General features: G+C 54.2%; 18 protein-coding genes. 7 read left to right on the top strand and 11 right to left on the bottom strand.

Annotation, left to right across the window (positions count from 1 at the left end; translation table 11 throughout):
• Positions 1-40: 40 nt before the first annotated feature.
• Complete coding sequence (locus tag AC2T28_RS23685) at positions 41-271, top strand: hypothetical protein (protein ID WP_486751080.1); 231 nt, start codon at positions 41-43, stop codon at positions 269-271.
• Between the two features lie 127 nt (positions 272-398).
• Here the strand turns inward: AC2T28_RS23685 and AC2T28_RS23680 are convergent, their stop codons facing one another.
• From AC2T28_RS23680 to AC2T28_RS23635, 10 genes are all read right to left on the bottom strand, one after another.
• Positions 399-2324 (bottom strand): beta-galactosidase, encoded by a 1926-nt coding sequence (locus AC2T28_RS23680; RefSeq protein WP_486751079.1) that lies wholly within the window; start codon positions 2322-2324, stop codon positions 399-401.
• Between the two features lie 7 nt (positions 2325-2331).
• Positions 2332-3180, bottom strand: a complete 849-nt coding sequence (locus AC2T28_RS23675; protein WP_486751078.1) for an SMP-30/gluconolactonase/LRE family protein — start codon at positions 3178-3180, stop codon at positions 2332-2334.
• On the bottom strand, positions 3177-3782 hold the full coding sequence (locus AC2T28_RS23670; RefSeq protein ID WP_486751077.1) for a 2-dehydro-3-deoxy-6-phosphogalactonate aldolase: 606 nt from the start codon (positions 3780-3782) through the stop codon (positions 3177-3179). Before AC2T28_RS23670 ends, AC2T28_RS23675 begins: the two co-directional genes overlap by 4 nt.
• The gene (locus AC2T28_RS23665; protein WP_486751076.1) at positions 3779-4702 is read right to left on the bottom strand and encodes a 2-dehydro-3-deoxygalactonokinase; all 924 of its coding nucleotides are present in this window, start codon (positions 4700-4702) and stop codon (positions 3779-3781) included. The genes AC2T28_RS23670 and AC2T28_RS23665 overlap by 4 nt, the downstream gene beginning before the upstream one ends.
• Complete coding sequence (locus AC2T28_RS23660) at positions 4702-5472, bottom strand: SDR family NAD(P)-dependent oxidoreductase (protein ID WP_486751075.1); 771 nt, start codon at positions 5470-5472, stop codon at positions 4702-4704. Before AC2T28_RS23660 ends, AC2T28_RS23665 begins: the two co-directional genes overlap by 1 nt.
• Entirely contained in the window at positions 5472-7187 is a 1716-nt protein-coding gene (locus AC2T28_RS23655; RefSeq protein WP_486751074.1) for an IlvD/Edd family dehydratase, read from the bottom strand. The genes AC2T28_RS23660 and AC2T28_RS23655 overlap by 1 nt, the downstream gene beginning before the upstream one ends.
• On the bottom strand, positions 7184-9250 hold the full coding sequence (locus AC2T28_RS23650; RefSeq protein WP_486751073.1) for an alpha-galactosidase: 2067 nt from the start codon (positions 9248-9250) through the stop codon (positions 7184-7186). The genes AC2T28_RS23655 and AC2T28_RS23650 overlap by 4 nt, the downstream gene beginning before the upstream one ends.
• Positions 9247-10095, bottom strand: a complete 849-nt coding sequence (locus AC2T28_RS23645; protein ID WP_486751072.1) for a carbohydrate ABC transporter permease — start codon at positions 10093-10095, stop codon at positions 9247-9249. The genes AC2T28_RS23650 and AC2T28_RS23645 overlap by 4 nt, the downstream gene beginning before the upstream one ends.
• Entirely contained in the window at positions 10095-11027 is a 933-nt protein-coding gene (locus tag AC2T28_RS23640) for a carbohydrate ABC transporter permease (protein ID WP_486751071.1), read from the bottom strand. Before AC2T28_RS23640 ends, AC2T28_RS23645 begins: the two co-directional genes overlap by 1 nt.
• An 81-nt stretch (positions 11028-11108) precedes the next feature.
• Complete coding sequence (locus AC2T28_RS23635) at positions 11109-12362, bottom strand: ABC transporter substrate-binding protein (protein WP_486751070.1); 1254 nt, start codon at positions 12360-12362, stop codon at positions 11109-11111.
• Positions 12363-12498: 136 nt separating this feature from the next.
• Between AC2T28_RS23635 and AC2T28_RS23630 the strand changes: the two genes are divergently transcribed.
• Positions 12499-13290: an IclR family transcriptional regulator gene (locus AC2T28_RS23630; protein WP_486751069.1), complete on the top strand. Its 792-nt coding sequence runs from the start codon at positions 12499-12501 to the stop codon at positions 13288-13290.
• 18 nt (positions 13291-13308) lie between these two features.
• Complete coding sequence (locus AC2T28_RS23625; protein ID WP_486751068.1) at positions 13309-14370, top strand: ABC transporter ATP-binding protein; 1062 nt, start codon at positions 13309-13311, stop codon at positions 14368-14370.
• A gap of 400 nt (positions 14371-14770) precedes the next feature.
• Here AC2T28_RS23625 and AC2T28_RS23620 read toward each other — a convergent pair whose 3' ends face one another.
• A complete protein-coding gene (locus AC2T28_RS23620; RefSeq protein WP_486751067.1) occupies positions 14771-15682 on the bottom strand; it encodes a LysR substrate-binding domain-containing protein in 912 nt (303 codons plus the stop codon).
• 90 nt (positions 15683-15772) lie between these two features.
• Here AC2T28_RS23620 and betC point away from each other — a divergent pair, with 90 nt between their 5' ends.
• From betC to AC2T28_RS23600, 4 genes are all read left to right on the top strand, one after another.
• Complete coding sequence (gene betC, locus AC2T28_RS23615) at positions 15773-17308, top strand: choline-sulfatase (RefSeq protein WP_486751066.1); 1536 nt, start codon at positions 15773-15775, stop codon at positions 17306-17308.
• 433 nt (positions 17309-17741) lie between these two features.
• The gene (gene xylB / locus AC2T28_RS23610) at positions 17742-19196 is read left to right on the top strand and encodes a xylulokinase (protein ID WP_486751065.1); all 1455 of its coding nucleotides are present in this window, start codon (positions 17742-17744) and stop codon (positions 19194-19196) included.
• Positions 19193-20506 carry a xylose isomerase gene (xylA, locus tag AC2T28_RS23605; RefSeq protein WP_486751064.1) on the top strand — a complete coding sequence of 438 codons (1314 nt, stop codon included), beginning with the start codon at positions 19193-19195 and terminating at the stop codon, positions 20504-20506. Before xylB ends, xylA begins: the two co-directional genes overlap by 4 nt.
• Entirely contained in the window at positions 20503-21507 is a 1005-nt protein-coding gene (locus AC2T28_RS23600) for an aldose epimerase family protein (RefSeq protein ID WP_486751063.1), read from the top strand. The genes xylA and AC2T28_RS23600 overlap by 4 nt, the downstream gene beginning before the upstream one ends.
• The last annotated feature ends 3 nt before the right edge of the window (positions 21508-21510 follow it).

Below are 21510 nucleotides of genomic sequence, written 5' to 3'. Positions count from 1 at the left end.
TCTGGATCCCAGCTGATCATGGGCAAATTGGCGCCCAGCGATGGCCGTGTTGCCATCGGCACCTTGGTTCAGCGAAATTGATTTTGTTATCTGGCAAGATCAACGCGAGCTGCAACGGCAGCAGCACGCTCTGGATATTGGGAAAGTTGATCTGAGTGACGAAGAAGTCAGCCTGCTTGTGGAATTTCTAGGCAGCTTGACCGGGAAGAGTATTCTCACTCCGCCTTTTGGCGAACCGGATAGGGTGCCAAGTGGTCTGCCCAATGATTAGGCCTGTCGTTGTCTATTTCGGACGGGACAAAGCCATTCTACAGCAGCGCCCCACTCTGCGATTTTGCAAATCACCTGTCGGTCATTGGAAAAGATCAAACCGAAACGCTCGGAGCGCCGCTCGTAGTCTAGATTTTTGGAACGCGAACCACGTCGGCTGGGTAAAGTTCTCCGGCCTTGGTTGTTACGGTGGATGTTGAGTGATTGAACCAAAACCTTTCGGTTGCTGTGTCACGGATGCGAATTCCCTCAGGCATGGACATGGTTTCCACTCCTGCAACCTGGCAAGTTTGTTTTATCATTCTGTCCATGCCTGGATCATCCAGCCACGCCGCCAAATAGCTGATATTCCCACTTGTCATTAGCACTGGCTGGCCGGAGGAGCTCTGCAATTCGACCTTGGCGGTGCCTTCCAGTTCTTCGAAGTAACCTATTACAGCGCCGCCGCCGGTTAGGGGGACTGGCATATCCGGGCGGAAGCTCTCTACGCGGGAAACGGTGACATCTAAGCCGGCTAGGGCAGGCGGTGCCGGAATTGGAATGACCATATTGCCATCTCGCGCTCCAGCGCGGGGGCCAATCACAACCTGCGCAGGACTATCGGCAAGTGCATGTTTTAAGGGTTCGGGCATATGCATCAGGCCAGGAGCCAAGATGACAGAATAGGCGTCAAACGCATCGCTGTCTGGCGGTAAAATATCTACGGACATTCCCGCCCGGCGCAGGGCTCGATAGGTGTCGAAAACCAGCCCGAAGTAACTCAGGCCTTGGCCGTGCGGTTGAACTGTCCAGGCCCAGTCCGCATCATAGTCAAAAATCAAGGCAACTGGTGCGCGATACGGCTGCACATCCGGGGCCACCGCCAGTTCAGCTGACACTTGTCGTGCTTCAACAATTGCGGGCGCATCAATACTATCGGGGCGCAGCATGCCCGTGTGCAATTGTTCTTGCGCAAAAGGCGCCTGTCGCCAGCGGAAGTAACAGACCGCTTCCGCCCCATGGGCAAAGGCTTCCCAAGTCCACAGACGAACCATACCGGGCAAAGGGGCCGGATTGTAGGGCGCCCAGTTCACTGGGCCCGGTTGTTGTTCCATCACCCACCAGCGGCCGCGCCCGACAGCGCGGTACAGATCATGGTGAAAGGCTTGGAAATCCGGGTCGCCCTGACGGGCATAGGCACGTTGGTGCTCGGGTGACGCGCCAACACGATCTTCGAGAAAACCAAGCGGGTAGCTGTCCCAGCTGGCGATATCCAGATCTTCACCGACCTTGTAATGGTCGAATTCGGTAATCCGACCCATATAATTGTGGGCGATTGGTGCTGTTGAATGGGCACGGAGGATGTCCGACTGCACGCGATTGAAGGCAACAACCTGATCCGAGCTGAATCGGCGAAACGCCAGTGCATGAGATGGATTGGGTTCCGTAACGGTCAGGTTGGGCAGGTCAATATCGTCAAAGTCGGAATACTCCATCGACCAGAACACATTGCCCCAGGAGGTATTCAACGCGTTGATATCACCGGCATCGCCGTTGGTGCTGGGGAATTTCTCACGTAGCCAATGACGAAAGGCATCGCGTGCGGCATTAGAGTAAGAAATGACTGTGTCGTGGCACCCATATTCATTGTCGGTCTGCCAGGCCGCGACATAGGGGTTTTGACCATAACGTTCGGCCAGAAGGGTAACAATACGGCGGCATTCATCCAGATAACCCGCATGGCTAAAGCAATAATGTCGGCGAGACCCAAACTTGCGCGGGTTGCCATTTGCATCCACCGCAAGCATGTCGGGATGTTTGTCGAGCACCCATTTAGGCGGTGTTGCAGTTGGCGTTCCCAGCACAACTTGTAAACCGGCTTGCCCAAGCACATCGATCGCCTGCTCCAGCCAGTCCCAATTTAACTGCCCTGGCTGGGGTTCTATCCGCGACCATGCAAATTCACCGATACGGACCCAGGTCAGGCCTGCGTCAACCATGCGACGGGCGTCGTCAGCCCAGATCGTTGAAGGCCAGTGTTCAGGGTAATAGCAGGTGCCAAGAGTGCGCTGCATGGGGACCTCAGAGAAGAACTTGATGCTCGCGCTGACCTGCGACATCAGTGTTGAATTGGTAAGTTTGGCCAGCTTCTGGCGCATCGTCGCCTTCAGCTGCAGTGGTCACAAACAGTGTTGTATGGTCAGTGCCGCCAAAAGCAGGGCAGGAGGCTTGTTTTGCTGGGACGGGCAGTGCGGTCTTGAAACTACCGTCAACAGAATAGCAGGCCACACGTGACGCGCCCCATTGTGCATTCCACAGATTGCCATGTGCATCCACGACCGCGCCGTCCGGGCCAAAACTCTGATCCGACAGGTCAACAAAGAGCTGAGGCTTGCCCTCGGGCCAGCCATCATCTGCGTTCAGAGGTTGGCGCAAAATACGGCCTTTGGCCGTATCCGTGTAATATGCGCAGTATCGGTCCGGGGCAAAGCAGATGGCATTGCTGATGGTGACGTTTGGTACCAGTTTTCGCAGTTCGCCCTGATAGTAGCGATAGATCGCCCCTGCGCCGGGTTCACAATTATACCCCATGGTACCAATCCAGAACCCACCCCAGGGATCAGCCCGGCCATCATTGGACCGGGTGACAGGATTGTCCGCTTCCAGCTCGATCAGATATTCCTGTTCGCCACTTGTAATATCGAAACGCCAAAGGGCGGAAGCGCTGGCCAAGATCAGTGTGTCGTGATCCACCCACCCAGCCGCAGAAACACATTCGTCGAACTGCCAATGCCGCTGCTCGCCGTCAACAATCGTAAGCAACTGCTTGGATAGAATGTCAAACCAGAACAGTTGTTGGCGCTCGGGGTGCCACAGGGGGCCTTCTCCCAAGGTGCAACGGGTGTCACTAAAGATCTGGGCGGTTGTCATGCAAATGCCTTGTCATAAGCCGCGACGATTTCAGCAGCGCGAGCTGCAACATCCTGAGCGCTGAAGCCGGGTTTGTAGATGCCGGTGCCAATGCCAAAACCGGTAATACCTGCCCCTTGCCAATCGGCAAAATTGTCCGGCCCAGCCCCGCCAACAGCATATGTTTTTACCACCGTTGGCAAAACCGCCTTGAGTGCAGACAACCCATCTAGTCCAAGTTTGAAGGCTGGAAAAAACTTCAGCCCGTCGGCCCCTGCGCGCAGGGCAGCAAAGGCTTCGGTTGGGGTCAGAACACCGGGATAAGACAACATGCCTGCGGATTTGGTGGCCGTGATGACATCTGCGCAGCAATCTGGCGAAACCACCATCTGAGCGCCGATCCGGGCCAGCTTGGAAACATCGTCGACCTGTAAAACCGTACCGGCCCCAATGGTTGCCCGATCCCCTGCGTGGGCAAGCATCGCGGCGATGCTGTCCAGTGGTTGCGGTGAGTTTAGCGGCACTTCGATTTTGGTGATACCAGTCTCAATTAGGACATCTGTGATGGCGCAGGCCTCGTGTGGCTGGATGCCGCGTAGAATGGCGATGATTTCGCGGGTCATTGAGGTTTGCTTTCTAGGGCCAAGTAAGCGGCGCAGAGGCCGGCTAAAGTCATAGTTTCTGATGGTACCGTTTGCACCGGTAAACCCTGCGCGGACAAAGCGGCTTGATAAGCAGATGAAAGTCCATCTTCGCCAAGAATGACAATGTTCTGCCCTAACCAGTAAGGCCGCGCGCCTGCCAGTTCAGCGCCGATTAGCAGGCCTGAAACCTTGGCACGACCAACTGCGTTGCTTTGCCCGTGCAGCAAGGATTCAGCTCGGATCGAAAACAATTTTGACGCCAGTGTCGCCGGGTTGGACATGGCATCATCCACAGCAGCGGTAAAGGCTTCGACATCCCAATCACTGGATGCTGTGGAATGGCGCAATACCGACTGATCGGCGATCAGCGCGAACAGCTCCCCGGTCATAAAGGTGCGGAAGCTGACCACTTCGCGCGCGCTGATATGGACCCACTTGGTGTGGGTGCCGGGCAGACATATCACCCCGTCAAATTTGGGGTTGGTGGCCAGAAAACCGGCAATCTGAGTTTCTTCGCCGCGCATCACATCGGCGGGCGCGTTTTGTTTCATTCCGGGCAGGATGTAGACATCAATGCGGTTGTCTTTGGTTTTGATCCTGGTGGCCGTCGTCGCGTTAGGCGGTTCACTGGGCACTGCAGCATAAGGCGCCTCTGCCCAGCCCTGCTTCGCCCCGGCCATACCGCAGATGACAACCGGGACAGTCCGCTCATTTGGCAGATGTTCAGCGATCAGCTTCATCAATGCTGGCTCAAATTGATCCGGCGTCAGGCTGCCCATACCGCAGTCTGCGCTGATCCGGTGCAGGACATCACCAGTGTCCTCCATCAGCCAGATCCGCAGGTTTGATGTGCCCCAGTCTGCTGCGATCCATGCCAGTTGTTCAGTTGTCTGTGTCATTATCCAGTTACCACTACGCCACCATCGACGACCATTGTCTGTCCGGTCATCATCTTGCTGGTCTGAGAAGCCATAAACAACACGGCGTCAACAATATCTTGTGGTTCAAGATGATCCTTAAGACACTGGCGCTCCAGATGTGCGGCCAAGGCATCTGGGTCAGCCCAGAGGTCCAATTGTTTTTGGGTAAGGACCCAACCGGGAGCCAAGGCATTCACGCGGATGTGGTCAGGACCAAACTCGCGTGCCAGAGCCCGTGACATGCCATTGATGCCGGCGTTGGCGGTGACATAGGCGGGGTAACCCGCGTTGCCCATCATATAGCTGATCGATGAGAAATTAATAATCGACCCGCCGCCCAGTTGTCTCATGCCTTCAGCAACGGCCTGACAGGCAAAAAAATAGGCCTTTAGGTTGATTTCCTGCGACCAGTCCCAGAACTCTTCAGTCACTTCGGCGGTTTGATGGCGCTGGTCATTGGCGGCGTTATTCACCAGAACCTTGATGGGGCCATGGGCCTCGGCACTTTGACCGATGGCGGCCTGCAACGCGGGAATGTCGGTGATGTCACATTGAATGAACAAGGGACGCGCACCGATATCCTGTTCCATCTGATCCACGAATTCACTGGCATCCGACCGCCCGACAAAGGCAACCTTGGCACCCTGCCGCAAAAAACCTTCGGTCAGGGCCGCGCCAATACCGGACCCACCGCCGGTGATGAAAACTGAAGCGCCATTGAGATCATGAAATGTAGCTGAGGATTGCATTAGTGGCTCTCTCTCGTGACAGGGCGGGTATCTTTGCCCACCAGAAAATCCAGATCAGCGCCTTTGTCGGCCTGTAAAACGTGGTCGACATACATCTTGGCATACCCACGTGTGTAATGGGGTTCATCCGGTTGCCATTCAGAGCGGCGAGCGTCCATTTCTGCATCAGATATCAGAAGTTCTAATGCGCCAGTGCTGGTTGAGACGCGAATTCGGTCGCTGGTTTTAACAAGCGCCAGCGGACCGCCGGCCTGTGCTTCGGGGCTGACGTGCAAAATGACGGTGCCAAAGGCTGTGCCTGACATCCGTGCATCCGAGATACGGATCATATCTTTGATGCCCTGGGTGATTAACCTGCGCGGGATGGGCATATTGCCGACCTCCGGCATCCCCGGATAGCCCTTGGGGCCGCAGCCCTTAAGCACCAGAATACTGTCTGCAGTTACTGGCAGATCGTCGCGGTCGATATTGGCTTTCATGTCTTCGATACTGTCGAACACATAGGCTTCGCCTTCGTGTTCCAGCAGATGATCCGAGGCTGCCGAAGGTTTGATGATCGCCCCACGCGGTGCCAGATTTCCACGCAACACCCGCAGACCTGCAGCGGGCTTGACTGGACTGTCATAGCTCTGGATTACATTGTCATTGTAGCACTCGGCCCCTTCGGCATAGGCATGGATATCGCCACCCAGAACGGTCTGTGCATTGCGCAGGTGGCCTTGCTTGACAAGTTCACTCAACACCACAGGCATCCCGCCCGCATAACAGAAATCCTCCATCAGATATTTTCCCGATGGCATGCAGTTGACCAACAACGGGATTTCGCTGCCCAGCTCAAAATCGTCCAGCGCAAGGTCAACGCCAACGCGACCAGCCATTGCCAGCAAGTGAACCACTGCATTTGTCGACCCACCAACTGCTGCATTGGCCAATATGGCGTTTTCAAAGGCTTCGCGCGTCATGATATCAGAAGGCTTTATGTCCTCATCGACCATTTCCACAATGCGCTTGCCGGTCAGATGTGCCAACGCCATGCGGCGGGAATCCACGGCAGGCAGGGCGGCATTGGTAGGCAGAGACATGCCCATCGCCTCGACTACCGAGGCCATGGTGGAGGCCGTGCCCATAGTCATGCAAACGCCTTTGGAGCGGCTCATACCGCTTTCGGCATTCATAAAGTCCTGAAGCGTCATTTCCCCTGCGCGCACAGCTTCGGAGAATTTCCAAACATCGGTGCCAGAACCGATATCCTTACCTTTCCATTTGCCATTCAGCATCGGCCCTGAGCTAACGACGATGGTGGGGAGGTCAACCGAAGCCGCCCCCATCAGCTGACCAGGGGTGGTCTTGTCGCAGCCACCTAGTAAAACAACACCATCGATTCCATACGCGCGGATCGACTCTTCGACATCCATTGCGAGCAGATTGCGAAACAGCATCGCGGTGGGTTTCATCTGGGTTTCACCCAGTGACATCACCGGGAATTCTACGGGAAAGCCACCCGCTTCCCAGACACCCCGTTTGACGCCCTCGGCCAGATCGCGCAGGCCAGAATTGCAGGGGGTGAGCTCTGACCAAGTGTTGCAGATGCCAATGATGGGACGCCCATCAAAGGCATGATCCGGAAAACCCTGATTTTTCATCCAACTACGATGAATAAACCCATCTTTGTCGTGTTTGCCGTACCACGCGCTGCTGCGCCTTTTCTTGGTCATATCCGTCTTCCTTCGATCACCCACATGCGGTCTGGGAATGACCAGGGCAGGGTGAGCCCGTGTTGCATCAGATATTGGCCGTCCAGGGTCAGCGGCCCCTCTTTCAACGGGGTTGATCCACGTGACAGGTGATGGATCTCGTCTCGATTTGTCAGGGCGACTTCATAGTTGGCATGTGGTGTTAAACCTGTCAGCCGCAATGGGCGTGGCAGGATTTGGGTGCCGGTGGCGGTTTTGCCGACAAAAACCACAAATTGACTACCGTCTTGCGCCATCTGTTGTTCGGCAATGACGCTGGGATCTGCGCTGTCCAAACGCAGGATGTCTGCACCCATAGTCCAGCTGCGGTTGGCCTTCCACCAGCCGGTCACACGACGTAGGACATCCGCCTCTTCCACACTCAGCTCACGGGGGTCCATTTCGAATCCCATATGCCGCTGGGCCGCCACCCAAGCGCGAAAGTGAATGTCATGCATTCGGCCAGATGTGTGACATTGGCGCGGCCCCACATGGCTGCCGGTGATTGCAGCGGGTAACATTAACGCGGCGTCGTGCTGTATACGCAGGCGTTCCAACGCATCGTTGCTGTCTGACAGCCACACCCGCTGGGTCAGACTGAGAATGCCTGCATCAATCCTTCCGCCCCCCGACGCGCAGCTTTCAATTTCAACCTTCGGAAAGGCGGTGCGTAGATCCAGAAGCAGTTCATAAACGCCTTCGGTTTGAGCTGCATCGGAGATGGGCAACAGGCGATTGTGATCCCATTTGATATAGTCGATGTCATTCGACGACAAAATGCTGGAGATTTTGCCATACAGGTGAGCGCGGACAGTTGGGTTTGCCAGGTCGAGCACCCGTTGCTGACGACCTTCAATCTGGTTGGGCGGCCCCAGTATCCAATTCGGGTGAGCCCGTGCCAGATCGCTGTTTATGTTGATCATTTCTGGCTCAAACCAGAGACCAAATGTCATATCTAACTTATGAACATGGTCGATCAGCGGCGTCAGTCCGTCGGGCCACTTGCGAGGATCAAAATCCCAGTCGCCTAGGGATGAGGTGTCGTCGTCGCGATGACCAAACCAGCCGTCGTCCAGCACAAACCGCTCGACGCCAAGGTCGGCGGCTTGGGTGGCTATATCCATCAACATATCGGCATTGTGGTCGAAATAGACTGCCTCCCAACAGTTGTAATGCACGGGGCGGGGGAGGTCTGGCTTGGGCCAGGTTACGACGTGATCACGCAATAGGCGCTGGAAGGCCACGGCACATCCATTCATGCCGGTTTCGGACACACTCAGATAAAGCGGCGCAGTTTTGAATTTGGTTCCTGCGCGTTGGGATCCCGTGGCGTGACCCCATTGGATTTGTCGGCGCCCATCAGATAGTTCCTCGGCGTACATGACATGGCCACCGGACCAGCCATATTGCATAGCAAAAACGGTGCCAGATGTATTGGTTGCATCTGCTTCTGGAAAATAGGCCAATGGCGGATGCTCGTGCCCGGACCTGCCTGTGCGTGATTCACGCATATGGACACCAGAGCGCCATGGCGTGTACTGCGTCTGGAACTCGCCAATCCACCGCCCAGCAAAATCGATGATATCCTTACCTGCCTGCGGGCCGGGAACCACAGGCGCGGACAGGTGATGCAAGGCTATTTCATCGTCAGAGGTCAGTGTTGTTGTGGCGGCAAGTGTTTCGCCAACGGGCTCAATATTAAAAAATAGGGTCAACCCAAGGACATCATCACGGCAGGTAACGCACTGTCCGTCAGTTGTGGTTAGTTTGAATTGCGGATGCAGCGGTTTGCCGTTTCGGTAGGCTACCAATCCAGGCTGTCCTTGAAAGCCTTCGGCGGCCTGCGGACACAGGGTCAATGTCGGCAAGCTGTCAATCATGCCGCCGGTGACATCGCGGGTTGTAGCGCTGGCGATTGCATTTAGATCCGCCGCGGCTGGCAGAGCAGGGCCCCAGTAGACGGCGCCGGGAAGCCCACCGTTTGAGGATAGAACCAAAGTTTGCCCCGGCGCATCGATCCGCCAGACCTGTGTTTCGTTGCTCACTTCACCGCTCCTAGTGTCAAACCAGCAATGAAGTGGCGCTGCATCAAGAAGAACATCGCCACAGGGGGGAGGGCAGCCACGATCGAGCCCGCGCTCATCAGATGATAGGCTGCGCGATATTGCGCGTTGAAAGATGTAATGCCTGCGGTCACAGGTTGGCTTTCAATGCCTTGGGTCAGCACCACGGCCCAGAAATAATCGTTCCAGATAAAGGTGAAGATCAACACAGACAGCGCGGCAATTGCGGGCTTCATCAGCGGCAAAACAACGTACCAGAATATCCGCCATTCTGCGACACCTTCGACCCGGGCTGCTTCGATCAACTCATAGGGAAGGGCTCGGATAAAGTTGCGCATGAATAAAGTGCAAAAGCCAGTTTGAAAAGCGATGTGGAACAGCACAAGTCCGGTCTTGGTGTTATACAGCCCTAAATCCAATGTCAGATCGCGGACTGGAACCATCAGGATCTGGAACGGCACAAAATTACCCGCAATGAACATGAAGAACAGGATCAGGTTGCCGCGAAATTTGTAAATTCCAAGGGCAAAGCCGGTCATGCAGGACAGGGCAACGGCGCCGATGACGGTTGGCACTGTGATCAGAACAGAATTCATCAAATAGCGCGGCATATCCGAGGCGAAAAACACCTTGCCGTAGTTGTTGAAACCTTCGAATGAACTGGGCAGGCCCCAGTAATTTCCCGATGTGAAATCGGTGTCTGGTTTGATTGAGAAAATGGCAACGGCGATCAGTGGTAGCAGCCACAGTGTCAGGGCAACCGGCAGCAGAGACTGATAGGTCATTTGCCAGCTGCGTGAGGACTTTTCGATAGGTCTGGGAAACATCAGCGTGCCCCTTTTTCGTCTTGGTACATCGACCACAGGAAGTAGGCGATAAAGGCCAACATGATGACAAACAACACAACAGCAATTGCGGCACCATATCCCATGCGGAAGCCATATTCGCTCAACGCTTTTTCAAACATATAAAAGGACAACACCCTGGTAGATCCAAATGGACCGCCGTAAGTCATGATCGAGATCAGATCAAACGAGCGTAGTGCTCCGATGATAGTGACCACAAAGGCAATGAAGGTCGCAGGGCGCAGTTGCGGGATGATGATATGCCATAACATCCGCCACCCTTTGGCTCCATCCAATCGCGCAGCCTCGATTTGCTCGGGGTCCACTGCATTCAGGCCAGTGAGATACAGGATCATGCAATAAGCGGTTTGCGGCCACAGACCCGCAAGAATAATGCCATAGGTGGCCAGATTGGGATCACCCAGGACGTTCAGTGGCTCCAATCCAAATTGTTCCAAAATCGTATTCAACAGACCAAAAGTTGGATCGTAAAACCATGTAAAAACTAGGCCAACAACAACCTGGCTGATGACAAAGGGGAAAAAGAACAAAGACTTATACAGGCGAATGCCGGTCACTGTTTGGTTTAGAAACAGCGCAATGAACAGACCCGCCGGTATCGCCAACAGGTATAGGATTAGCCATTTGAAGTTGTTCCACAAGGACACTTCAAAAGCCCGGTCATTTAGCAGCTTCTCGTAATTTCTCAGGCCGACATATTCGGCTTCACCCAAACCATCCCATTTGTAAAAAGACAGGTTGAAGCTCTGGATTACTGGAAAGATCACGTAAAATAGGAAGAATAGGATGCCTGGGGCGAGAAACAGAAGGGGCGTAATGACCTGCCGGTTACGCGCCACAAAGCCGGGGTGGAATGTCTTAACCGGGACCGAGGAGTGGGGGGCATTGCTCATCTGATCAGTATCCTGCGCGGTCGCTAAAACAGCGACATAAAAGGGCAGGGCGGATAAACCGCCCTACCGAAGTTCGATTGATTAGTAAACATCCTGACGCACGGCCTCGAGGCGTTCCAAGATGTCGTCCAGATTATCCGGTATAACCATAAATTCCTGGAACCCTTCCATGGCAACTGCTGCCATTTCGGCGGGGTAATCCCGGTCAAAGAATTGGGCTACACCGCCGGGGCTGTTTGACGACAACATGTCAAAGCCCTGTTCGAGGAACTTGTCAGCATCAACCGAAGACTGTGCGTTCACAGGCAGCTGACCAAGGGCCTCCCCCGAGTTGATCTTGGTCTGAACACTTGAGGACGCAACAAAGCGCAGAAACTCGCGGGCGGCCTCTTTGTTTTCAGCCTTGGCAGGGATGTGGAAGGTGTCGGTTGGTGCATCTTCAGCCATTTCGACGTCTGGGTTGATTTCTACAAACTGGTAGAAATCCAGCTTGCTGTCATCCAGACCTGCTTCACGCAACGGCGAAACAGCAAAATTGCCCATCAGATACGCAGTGGCTTCACCGTTGACCATAAAGGGCAGGGCTTCTTGCCAGCTGTAGGTTTGGTGATTGGCAACAAATCCGCCCATGTCGATCAACTGTCGCCAGTTGGCAAAGGTCTGACGCACACGATCATCGGTCCATTTTACTTCACCACGGGCCAACTGCATGTGGAAGTCAAAACCGTTGGTACGCATGTTCAGGTAGTCAAACCACCCACCAGCAGTCCACAAGAACTTGGAGCCGATCGTGTAGCAAGCGCGACCCGAGTCGACGATTTTTTGGCAGTTGGCCAGTTCTTCGTCCCAGTTGGATGGTTCGGTCAGCCCGAGTTCAGCAAAGATGTCTTTGCGGTAGTAAACGCCCCACTGATAATAGGTATAGGGTACGCCCCATTGTTTACCATCGATTGTCATCGCTGATTTTGTGGAGGCTAGGTTGTCGGCGATCGCCGGTTCAGCCCACAGGTCACTGACATCTTCGAACAGACCGGCAGATACATATGGACCCATGCGATTGGCTGCATACCAGTTGGCCACATCGGGTGGGTTGGCGGACAGGAAGTTACGGATCTGGGTTTTGTACGCTTCGCGGTCAATGACGGTCAGTTCGACGGTCAGATTTGGGTGCAACGCATCAAAGTCCGATGCCAGACCTTCCATCACCGCGCGTGGGGCAGGATTGGACATATCTGAAAAGATTTTCAGGGTTCCAGTCAATTCAGCCAGTGCAGGCGATGCAAGGCCAGTGGTTATGGCAAGCGCAGCCGCTGCCGTGGTGAGTTTTTTAAACATGTGTTCCTCCCTCTTGACATTTAGCTTTAGTTCCAAATAATGAAACCAAATCTCAACTATTGAAACTATGCTGGAAACAGCTTAACGATGTCAACACTCTCAACGCGGTATGCGAATGAGAATCTCGGAGAAGACGATGGCTAAACCAAACAAAACCAAGGGATCTGGAGACGGAACTGTTGGAAAAGCTTTGGAAATTCTTGATGCGGTGGCTGCAAAGAGCCGCCCTGTTCGGTTTGGTGAGCTATTGGCGGAATCTCCGCACCCCAAGGCTACTTTGTACCGATTTCTACAAACGTTAACGAATCAAGAGATGCTGCACTACGACTCGGATCAGCAAACCTATTCGCTTGGTTTGCGGTTGGTGCGCATGGCGCATTCAGCCTGGAGCCAATCGTCGTTGTCCTCCGTTGCTGCCCCAATTTTGGACGAGCTGGCTGCTGCGGCCAATGAAACAATCCATCTGGCCCAAATGGAGAATGGACAGGTTCTGTTCGTGGACAAGCGACGTGCCTCTGCGCTTTTTGAGACACTGGCCCAGACCGGACGCGTTGCCCCAGCTCACAGTACCGGGGTTGGCAAAGCCATTTTGGCTTTTATGTCTCCGGACCGTTTGGAGCGGGCTCTACGACAGCAGGCATTTGTCAAATATACGCCCAATACCCACGACAACGTTGAAAGCCTGAAGGTTGAGTTTGAACAGATCCGTGCCGAAGGCCTTGCCTATGATCGGGAAGAACACGAGCAGGGCATCATCAGCATCGCCGCCCCCATTTTATTGGGCAATGGCAAAGTCGTTGGAGCGGTCTCCATTGCCAGTTCTACGTCACGCCACTCGCCTGAAAGTTTGCAGACCTTTCGCGAGGTGCTGCTGGACGCAACTACACGCATCGGCAACGAAGCCACTCCGTGGCAGTTCCCCACATAAGTTCCAGGAGAAAAACACATGACTGGCGTAAACCTTCAGAACGTTGTCAAGAAATATGGTGAAACTCAGGTTATTCATGATGTGGATTTGCATATCGATGATGGGGAGTTTTGCGTTTTTGTTGGCCCTTCAGGCTGTGGCAAGTCCACTCTGCTTCGGATGATTGCCGGTCTTGAAGAAACCACATCGGGTCAAATAGAAATTGGCCAGCGCGATGTTACTCATCTGGACGCTTCGGACCGTGGGGTGGCAATGGTGTTCCAGACCTATGCTCTGTACCCGCATATGACGGTCGAAGAAAATATGGGGTTTGGCCTGCGGATGAATGGTCACCCCAAGGATGAGATCAGGTCAAAGGTGGGTGAGGCTAGCCGCATCCTAAAGCTGGACGAGTATCTAAAACGTAAACCCAAGGCGTTGTCGGGTGGGCAACGTCAACGCGTGGCAATTGGCCGGGCTATTGTACGTGGTCCAGATGTGTTCTTGTTCGATGAACCCTTGTCCAATTTGGACGCAGAGTTGCGCGTTGACATGCGGGTTGAAATCGCCCGCCTGCACAATGAAATTGGGGCCACAATGGTCTACGTAACCCATGATCAAGTCGAAGCGATGACCTTGGCCGACAAAATTGTTGTGTTACGCGCTGGCCGGATTGAGCAAGTTGGTAAGCCGATGGACCTTTACCGCGACCCGGATAACAAATTTGTTGCTGGTTTTATCGGCTCGCCCAGCATGAATTTCATCGAAGGTATTGTTGAGAACGGCGCCATTCGCATTCCGATTTTGGGTAACCGGATGGTCAAAACATCTGTTAACTTACCCGCAGAAGGGTGCCCGGTGTATGTTGGTGTCCGTCCCCAGCATCTCTCGATTACCGAAGGAGAGTCAGATATCAAACTGGATATTCGAGAGCATTTAGGTGGCATTTCATACGACTATCTAGTGGCGGCGGATGGCTTCAAGATGATTGTTGAGACCCGTGATGATCGTGAAATTCCAGAAGGCAGTGCTTTACAAGTCGATTTTAGTGAATCGGATGTGCTTTTCTTTGATGGTGAAACCGAAAATAGATTGAGGTAACACGCGGTTTTTCTGACTGAACAACATAATCGCGCAGGATCACCGGCCCATTGATGGATCAAATGCCCCTCTCAGCGATGCTCGCATCACCTGTCGGCAGTAGAATTCACGGTTTCAGGGCGTTTCGCTCAGTGGCTGCCACACTCGAAGGGATTGAGGTTGCGCATGTTTGCATTTGGCCAATTCTGTTCGGAACGCACTTTGTTGATTTAAAGCGGGTCACGGATCGACCAAGCACAGCGAATGAAAATGGGTCTATCGCCTAATGCGCTCCGGAACCGCTTGCAGTGTTGAAGCCATGGATTCCTAGGCGCACAGACCTTCAAACCCTACAGCACTTCCAGAGGAATGCCTGATGCTGCGCCAAGTGGACTGGGCAGCATTGTTTAAGTGAGATCGACTAAATATGGTCTGTGATCCAGTCAAACACCTGTTGGATTTTGCTGTCTCTGCTGTTGCGGGTTCTTTTGAGGTAATATCCCCGAGTGCTGTCCAGCCTGTCAGGAATGGCCTCGACCAGCTGGTTTCTGGTCATGTGGTCATCAATCAACCCATGCCAGCCAATCGCTACGCCCAGTCCTGATTCAGCTGATCGGATCACATGATCATAGCTGTTGAATTTCAACTGCTCGCCGAGGGGGCGTTGCGGGAAATCGAAGGCCCGGAGCCAATCTGCCCAGGTGAACCATGGGGCAGGGGCGTCTGCGGTCAGGTCGATAAGTGTTTTGTCCAAAACGTCGCGTGGCTGCTGCATAGTTGGGTGGCGGGTTTTGAACACAGGGCTGCAGACCACCGAAACGGATTCGCGGAAAAGGCATGCCTCTGTGTCGTCTGTTTCATGGGTTTCTTGCATTTGAATGACCAGATCAGCGTCTTGGGCAGCGGCGGATTGCGGCATCTGGTTTGTGACCAGCGATATGCTGAGATCACCAAAGGCGTCGCAAAGGGAGGCAAAGATCGGCAGCAGGCGAAAGCTGGCAAAGGCAAGGTCGGTCTGAATAACCAGAGTGTTGCGTGCTCCGGTGTTTGCAATTTTGGCAAAAGCGTCGGCGGCGTTGGAGAGGTGGGGCAGCAGGGCGGCGAGCAATTCCTGCCCGGTGCGGGTCAGGGTGACACCGCGTCGGCCCCGGAAGAACAGGTCATTGCCCAGACTGTCTTCGAGCGATTTGATCCGCTGGCTGAGCCGGGGTTGCGAGAGGCCAGCAATCTGCGCCGCCTTGGACAGTTGTCCCTGTTCGGCAACCAATATGAACAAACACAGATCGGCGCTGTGTCGGCCAAATTTGACATAAGGATTACGAATGTCTGCCATTGACTGATAGCTCTCTGAATATTGCTAAAGTTGGGGTTTACTGTCGGCCAAGCTTAAACGTGAATTATGCCATATTGAAGGATCAAACGGATGAAACCAAGCACCGAGGGGGCACGGCGCCCCAATATCCTGATTTTTATGGTGGATCAGTTGAATGGAACGCTGTTTCCGGATGGTCCGGCGGACTGGCTACATGCGCCAAACATCAAGGCATTGGCGGCGCGGTCCACCCGGTTTCGCAATGCCTATACAGCGTCGCCGCTGTGTGCGCCCGGGCGGGCGAGTTTTATGTCCGGTCAGTTGCCGTCAACAACCGGGGTTTATGACAACGCGGCGGAATTTGCCTCGTCCATCCCCACCTATGCGCATCACCTGCGCAGGGCGGGGTATCAGACCTGTCTGTCGGGCAAGATGCATTTTGTCGGCCCGGATCAGTTGCACGGGTTTGAAGAGCGGCTGACCACCGACGTGTATCCGCCGGATTTTGGCTGGACGCCGGATTACCGCAAGCCAGGCGAGCGGATTGATTGGTGGTATCACAACATGGGCTCGGTGACTGGGGCCGGGGTGGCTGAGATCACCAACCAGTTGGAATACGACGACGAGGTGGCCTATCACGCAACCCGCAAGGTCTATGATCTGGGGCGGCGTCAGGATGATCGGCCCTGGTGTTTGACCGTCAGCTTTACCCACCCGCACGACCCCTATGTGGCACGGCAGAAATACTGGGATCTGTACGAAGATTGCGAGCATCTGCTGCCCGAGGTGCCTGACCTTGGATACGAGGCGCAGGACCCACATTCAAAACGGATTTTTGACGCCAACAATTGGCGCGAGTTCGACATTTCGGATGAGGATATCCGCAAATCTCGGCGGGCGTATTTTGCCAATATCTCGTATCTGGATGACAAGATCGGCGAGATTATGCAGGCGCTGCGGGGCACCCAGCAGGAAGAGGACACAATCATCATGTTCGTGTCCGATCACGGCGATATGCTGGGGGAACGTGGTCTGTGGTTCAAAATGTCCTTTTTCGAGGGATCAGCGCGGGTGCCGTTGATGATTGCAGCACCTCAGATGCAGCCGGGGTGCGTCACCACACCAGTCAGTAATATCGATGTCTGCCCGACGCTGTGCGACCTGGCCGGGGTATCAATGGACGAGGTGCTGCCCTGGACCACAGGTGAATCACTGCTGCCGCTGGGGCAGGGGGGCAGCCGCGAGACACCTGTGGTGATGGAATATGCGGCCGAGGCATCCTATGCGCCGCTGATTTCGCTGCGTCAGAAGAATTGGAAGTACAACAGATGCGCGTTGGACCCGGATCAATTGTTTGATCTGGACGCCGATCCCCATGAGATGACCAACCTGGCAGATGACCCTGCCTTTGGTGATACCTTGGCCTGGTTTCAGGCCATGGCACAGGCGCGGTGGGATCTGGATCAGTTCGACGGTGACATTCGCAAATCACAGGCCCGGCGTTGGGTGGTGTATGAAGCTCTGCGCAATGGGAACTACTATCCATGGGATCACCAACCGCTGCAGCAAGCCTCTGAACGCTACATGCGCAATCATATGGATCTGAACGAGGTGGAAGACCGTGCGCGTGTCCCGCCAGGCGATTGATGGCCTGAGCAAAAGACAAGAGTATGAAAGAAACAACCTTTTGGACGCACTGGCCAAAGGGCACAGCAACAGTTGTTGCGCAACGGGTATTCACAGAAAGAGTGCGCATTTGCCGAAATTCGACTGAGCGCATTTTGTGATCTGTCTGTAGCAAATCTATTGCGGCGATGCCTGATCCTTCTGTTTTGGTTGGCACATCTGTGCAACGCGAGTGCGTTGTGACATGTGCCGACAGGCATCAACTGTTCCCTTTGTTAGAGCAACATGACAGTCGCGCGATGCTTAGAACTGCAAAGCGAGCGGGTTCCTGACAGTTTGTCTGGGCAATACTGATCGCAAACCTGTGTTGACAATTGCGCTTATTCTACTTTAATTTGATTCCTAAATTAAATAAAGGCAAGCACTTCAGTGAGTGCCAATACGGAGGGCACGGATGTACATCGGGTTAGATCTGGGGACGTCTGGCCTGCGGGCTTTGTTGTCTGATGCGGGCGGGGCAATTGTTGCCACCGCCGATGCGGCGTATTCTGTGGAAAACCCACACCCGGGTTGGAGCGAACAAGATCCTGCAGATTGGCTCAGCGCCTGCAAAAATGTGATGGCCCAGCTCAAGGCTGCTTATCCCGCTGAATTCAGTGCTGTCCGGGGTATTGGGCTAAGCGGCCATATGCATGGTGCTACCTTGATTGACGCCAAAGGACAGGTGCTGCGTCCCTGTATCCTGTGGAACGACACGCGCTCAGCAATACAGGCCGCTGTTCTTGATGAGACAGCTAACGTCCGTGACCTGACGGGGAATATCGTATTTCCGGGATTTACCGCCCCAAAGCTGATGTGGGTTTTGGAAAATGAGCCAGAGATCTTTGCCAAGGTGGCTAAGGTTCTACTGCCCAAGGACTATTTGCGTCTTTGGCTGACAGGTGAATATGTTGGTGACATGTCTGACAGTGCGGGCACATCTTGGCTAGATGTTGGAAAACGGGATTGGTCTGACGAATTGCTTGCCGCTGGGCATATGCGTCGGGATCAGATGCCTAGGCTGGTTGAAGGCTCGGTGAGCTCTGGCAATCTGCGTGAAACACTGGCCTCTGATTGGGGTATGACCGGCCCGGTTACCGTGGCTGGCGGCGGCGGTGACAATGCCGTGGCGGCTTGCGGGGTCGGGTGTTTTCAAGATGGTGATGGGTTTGTCTCGCTTGGCACCTCGGGTGTTTTGCTTGCGGCCAAAAACAGTTTTGCACCGGATCCCGCGTCCGCGGTGCACACATTCTGCCATGCGGTGCCTGATACCTGGTATCAGATGGGCGTTATCCTTGCCGCAACCGATTGCTTGAACTGGCTATCGCGGATTTTAGGGCGGTCTCCGGTCGAGCTTGCAGGGCAACTGGATGGCCGGATATCCGGACCGTCTAAAACCATGTTCCTCCCATATTTGTCTGGTGAGCGTACGCCACATAACGACAGCACCGTGCGGGGATCGTTTGTTGGGCTGGATGTTGCGACATCGCCCGAAGATTTGACACAGGCGGTCATGGAAGGCGTCTCGTTTGCCCTGCGCGACAATCTTGACGCGCTAAAGGCAACCGGAACCAACCTGTCGCGCGTCTTGGCCATTGGCGGCGGCGCGCAGTCCCGGTTCTGGCTGGAGACGCTGGCCACCACCTTGAATCTGCCGCTGGATCTACCGGAGAAAGGTGATTTTGGTGCAGCACTGGGGGCGGCCCGGTTGGCCATTGCTGCTGATACCGGGGCTGATCTTTCTACAATCATGACCGCCCCCACTGTTGCAGAGACGATCGAGCCGCGTGCCGATCTGGTTGACCGCTATTCTGAAACTCATGCGCGCTATCGCTCGCAATATCCTAACTTGAAGGCAACCTTATCATGAGCACTGGATTTTTCCGCGACATCACTGAAATCCCTTTTGAAGGCACCGACAGCACCAACCCGCTGGCGTTTCGCCACTACAATCCGGATGAGGTTGTTATGGGCAAGCGGATGGAAGACCATCTGCGCTTTGCGACCTGCTACTGGCACAACTTTGCCTGGCCTGGTTCTGACCCGTTCGGCGGCCAGACGTTTCACCGCCCTTGGTTCCCTGCGGATTCTATGGAATTGGCAAAGTTGAAAGCCGATGTGGCCTTTGAAATGTTCACCTTGCTGAAATCGCCATACTATTGCTTCCACGACGCAGACGTGCGTCCAGAAGGGGCAAATTTTTCCGAAAACACTAAGAATCTAAATGAGATAGTCGACTATTTTGCGCAAAAGCAAGAAGAGACTGGTGTGAAGCTGCTTTGGGGAACTGCGAACCTGTTTAGCCAAGCCAAATTCATGTCCGGCGCCTCCACGAATCCTGACCCCGACGTGTTTGCATTCTGTGCGGCGACCATCAAAACATGTATGGATGCAACCCATCGTCTGGGTGGCGAAAACTATGTTCTGTGGGGCGGTCGTGAAGGTTATGAAACGCTTTTGAACACTAATCTGGCGAAGGAAGACGCACAGATGGGCCGTATGTTGAACCTTGTAGTTGATTACAAACACAAGATCGGGTTCAAGGGCGAGATCTTGGTTGAGCCAAAGCCGCAAGAGCCGTCTAAACACCAGTATGATTATGACACAGCAACGGTTTATGGGTTTCTGAAACGTCACGGTCTGGAAGGTGAAGTCAAAGTAAACCTTGAGCAAGGCCACGCAATTTTGGCGGGTCATTCGTTTGAACACGAGATTGCGACAGCCACAGCGCTGGGCATCTTGGGTTCCATCGACATGAATCGTAACGATTACCAATCTGGCTGGGACACGGATCAATTCCCAAATAACGTTCCAGAAGTTGCGCTGGCCTATTACCACATTCTTCAAGATGGCGGCTTGAAAACGGGTGGCACCAATTTTGACGCGAAACTGCGTCGTCAATCTCTGAACGCCGAGGACCTGTTGATTGGTCATATCGGTGGTATGGATGTGTGTGCCCGTGGGTTAAAGGCCGCAGCCGCGATGATCGAAGACTGCACATTGTCGAATTTTGTTAAAGATCGTTATGCGGATTGGGACAAGCCGTCGAACCAAGCAATGTTGGCAGGCAAAGAATCTTTGGATGATATTGCAGCACGTGTTGAGGCGCAGGACATTAACCCCAAGCCAAAATCGGGTAAGCAAGAATACCTCGAAAACGTCGTTAACCGTTTCGTATGACTGCAATCCAGGACTACGGCCAATTCAATGGCGAAACCCTGCGAGAGGTCACCATCAGCGATGGTGATGTCTCTTTGGCAATCCTCAATTACGGTGCAACTACACGGGATTGGAGGGTGCCCTTGGGTGGGCGACGAGTGCCTGTTGTGCTGGGATATGCAGACCCGGTGCAATATCTGCACAGCTCCACCTATTTTGGGGCTATTGCCGGGCGGGTCTCAAACCGGATTTCTGGCGCGCAATATTGTTTGGGTGACGAAACCTTTTATTTGACTTCGAATGAAGGGGCCAACCAGCTGCATGGTGGACCTGCGGGTCTGTCCAAGGTGTTTTGGCAGATCGAGCCAGGCGGGCCATCGGCGGTACGCTTGCGATACAATTCTCCCGCAGGGGAAAACGGGTTTCCGGGGTGTGCCGAGTTGATTGTGGACATTCGGCTGGATGGCGCATGCGTGACGTATGACATGAGCGCCCAAGTTGATTGCGTGACCCCGATCAGTCTGGCGCAGCATAATTACTACAACCTTTCTGGTCCTGGGTCCATTTGGGATCACCAAATGCGCTGTGCGGCGAACAGGGTGCTGGAAATGGATGATGAGGGCGTCACAACCGGACACATTGCTCCAGTTGATGGCACCCGTTTTGATTTCCGCAAGAAACGTTCTTTTGCTGAGGCAGATTCTGCACGGCTTGGGATCGACCATAATTTGATTTTTGAAACGGACCGAAATACCGACGAGGCTGTTGCAAGTGTTCAGGCCCTCAATGGTATGGGGCTGAAAATCTGGAGTGATCAACTGGGGGCGCAGCTGTATACCGCCGCACAGATGGCTCCTCAAAGCGGTGGGCTGGAGGGCCAGGCCTATGGCCCGGCTGGCGGGTTTTGTTTTGAGCCGCAAGGGTTTCCCAACGCGGTTAACATACCCTCGTTCCCGTCTGTTATGGTTTCACCGGAAATGCCTTATACTCAGAAACTGCAGGTCGAAATAAAAGGGAGCTGACGA

Source organism: Parasedimentitalea nitratireducens (genome assembly GCF_057444295.1).
Note: the sequence above shows the minus strand (reverse complement) of the source record. Positions and strands in the feature narration are given on the sequence as shown.

What these genes read in the sequence shown, in the direction of transcription:
- AC2T28_RS23685 (WP_486751080.1), top strand. Translation starts at nt 41, where the DNA reads ATGGCCGTGTTGCCATCGGCACCTTGGTTCAGCGAAATTGATTTTGTT.
- AC2T28_RS23680 (WP_486751079.1), bottom strand. Translation starts at nt 2,324, where the DNA reads ATGCAGCGCACTCTTGGCACCTGCTATTACCCTGAACACTGGCCTTCA.
- AC2T28_RS23675 (WP_486751078.1), bottom strand. Translation starts at nt 3,180, where the DNA reads ATGACAACCGCCCAGATCTTTAGTGACACCCGTTGCACCTTGGGAGAA.
- AC2T28_RS23670 (WP_486751077.1), bottom strand. Translation starts at nt 3,782, where the DNA reads ATGACCCGCGAAATCATCGCCATTCTACGCGGCATCCAGCCACACGAG.
- AC2T28_RS23665 (WP_486751076.1), bottom strand. Translation starts at nt 4,702, where the DNA reads ATGACACAGACAACTGAACAACTGGCATGGATCGCAGCAGACTGGGGC.
- AC2T28_RS23660 (WP_486751075.1), bottom strand. Translation starts at nt 5,472, where the DNA reads ATGCAATCCTCAGCTACATTTCATGATCTCAATGGCGCTTCAGTTTTC.
- AC2T28_RS23655 (WP_486751074.1), bottom strand. Translation starts at nt 7,187, where the DNA reads ATGACCAAGAAAAGGCGCAGCAGCGCGTGGTACGGCAAACACGACAAA.
- AC2T28_RS23645 (WP_486751072.1), bottom strand. Translation starts at nt 10,095, where the DNA reads ATGTTTCCCAGACCTATCGAAAAGTCCTCACGCAGCTGGCAAATGACC.
- AC2T28_RS23640 (WP_486751071.1), bottom strand. Translation starts at nt 11,027, where the DNA reads ATGAGCAATGCCCCCCACTCCTCGGTCCCGGTTAAGACATTCCACCCC.
- AC2T28_RS23635 (WP_486751070.1), bottom strand. Translation starts at nt 12,362, where the DNA reads ATGTTTAAAAAACTCACCACGGCAGCGGCTGCGCTTGCCATAACCACT.
- AC2T28_RS23630 (WP_486751069.1), top strand. Translation starts at nt 12,499, where the DNA reads ATGGCTAAACCAAACAAAACCAAGGGATCTGGAGACGGAACTGTTGGA.
- AC2T28_RS23625 (WP_486751068.1), top strand. Translation starts at nt 13,309, where the DNA reads ATGACTGGCGTAAACCTTCAGAACGTTGTCAAGAAATATGGTGAAACT.
- AC2T28_RS23620 (WP_486751067.1), bottom strand. Translation starts at nt 15,682, where the DNA reads ATGGCAGACATTCGTAATCCTTATGTCAAATTTGGCCGACACAGCGCC.
- betC (WP_486751066.1), top strand. Translation starts at nt 15,773, where the DNA reads ATGAAACCAAGCACCGAGGGGGCACGGCGCCCCAATATCCTGATTTTT.
- xylB (WP_486751065.1), top strand. Translation starts at nt 17,742, where the DNA reads ATGTACATCGGGTTAGATCTGGGGACGTCTGGCCTGCGGGCTTTGTTG.
- xylA (WP_486751064.1), top strand. Translation starts at nt 19,193, where the DNA reads ATGAGCACTGGATTTTTCCGCGACATCACTGAAATCCCTTTTGAAGGC.
- AC2T28_RS23600 (WP_486751063.1), top strand. Translation starts at nt 20,503, where the DNA reads ATGACTGCAATCCAGGACTACGGCCAATTCAATGGCGAAACCCTGCGA.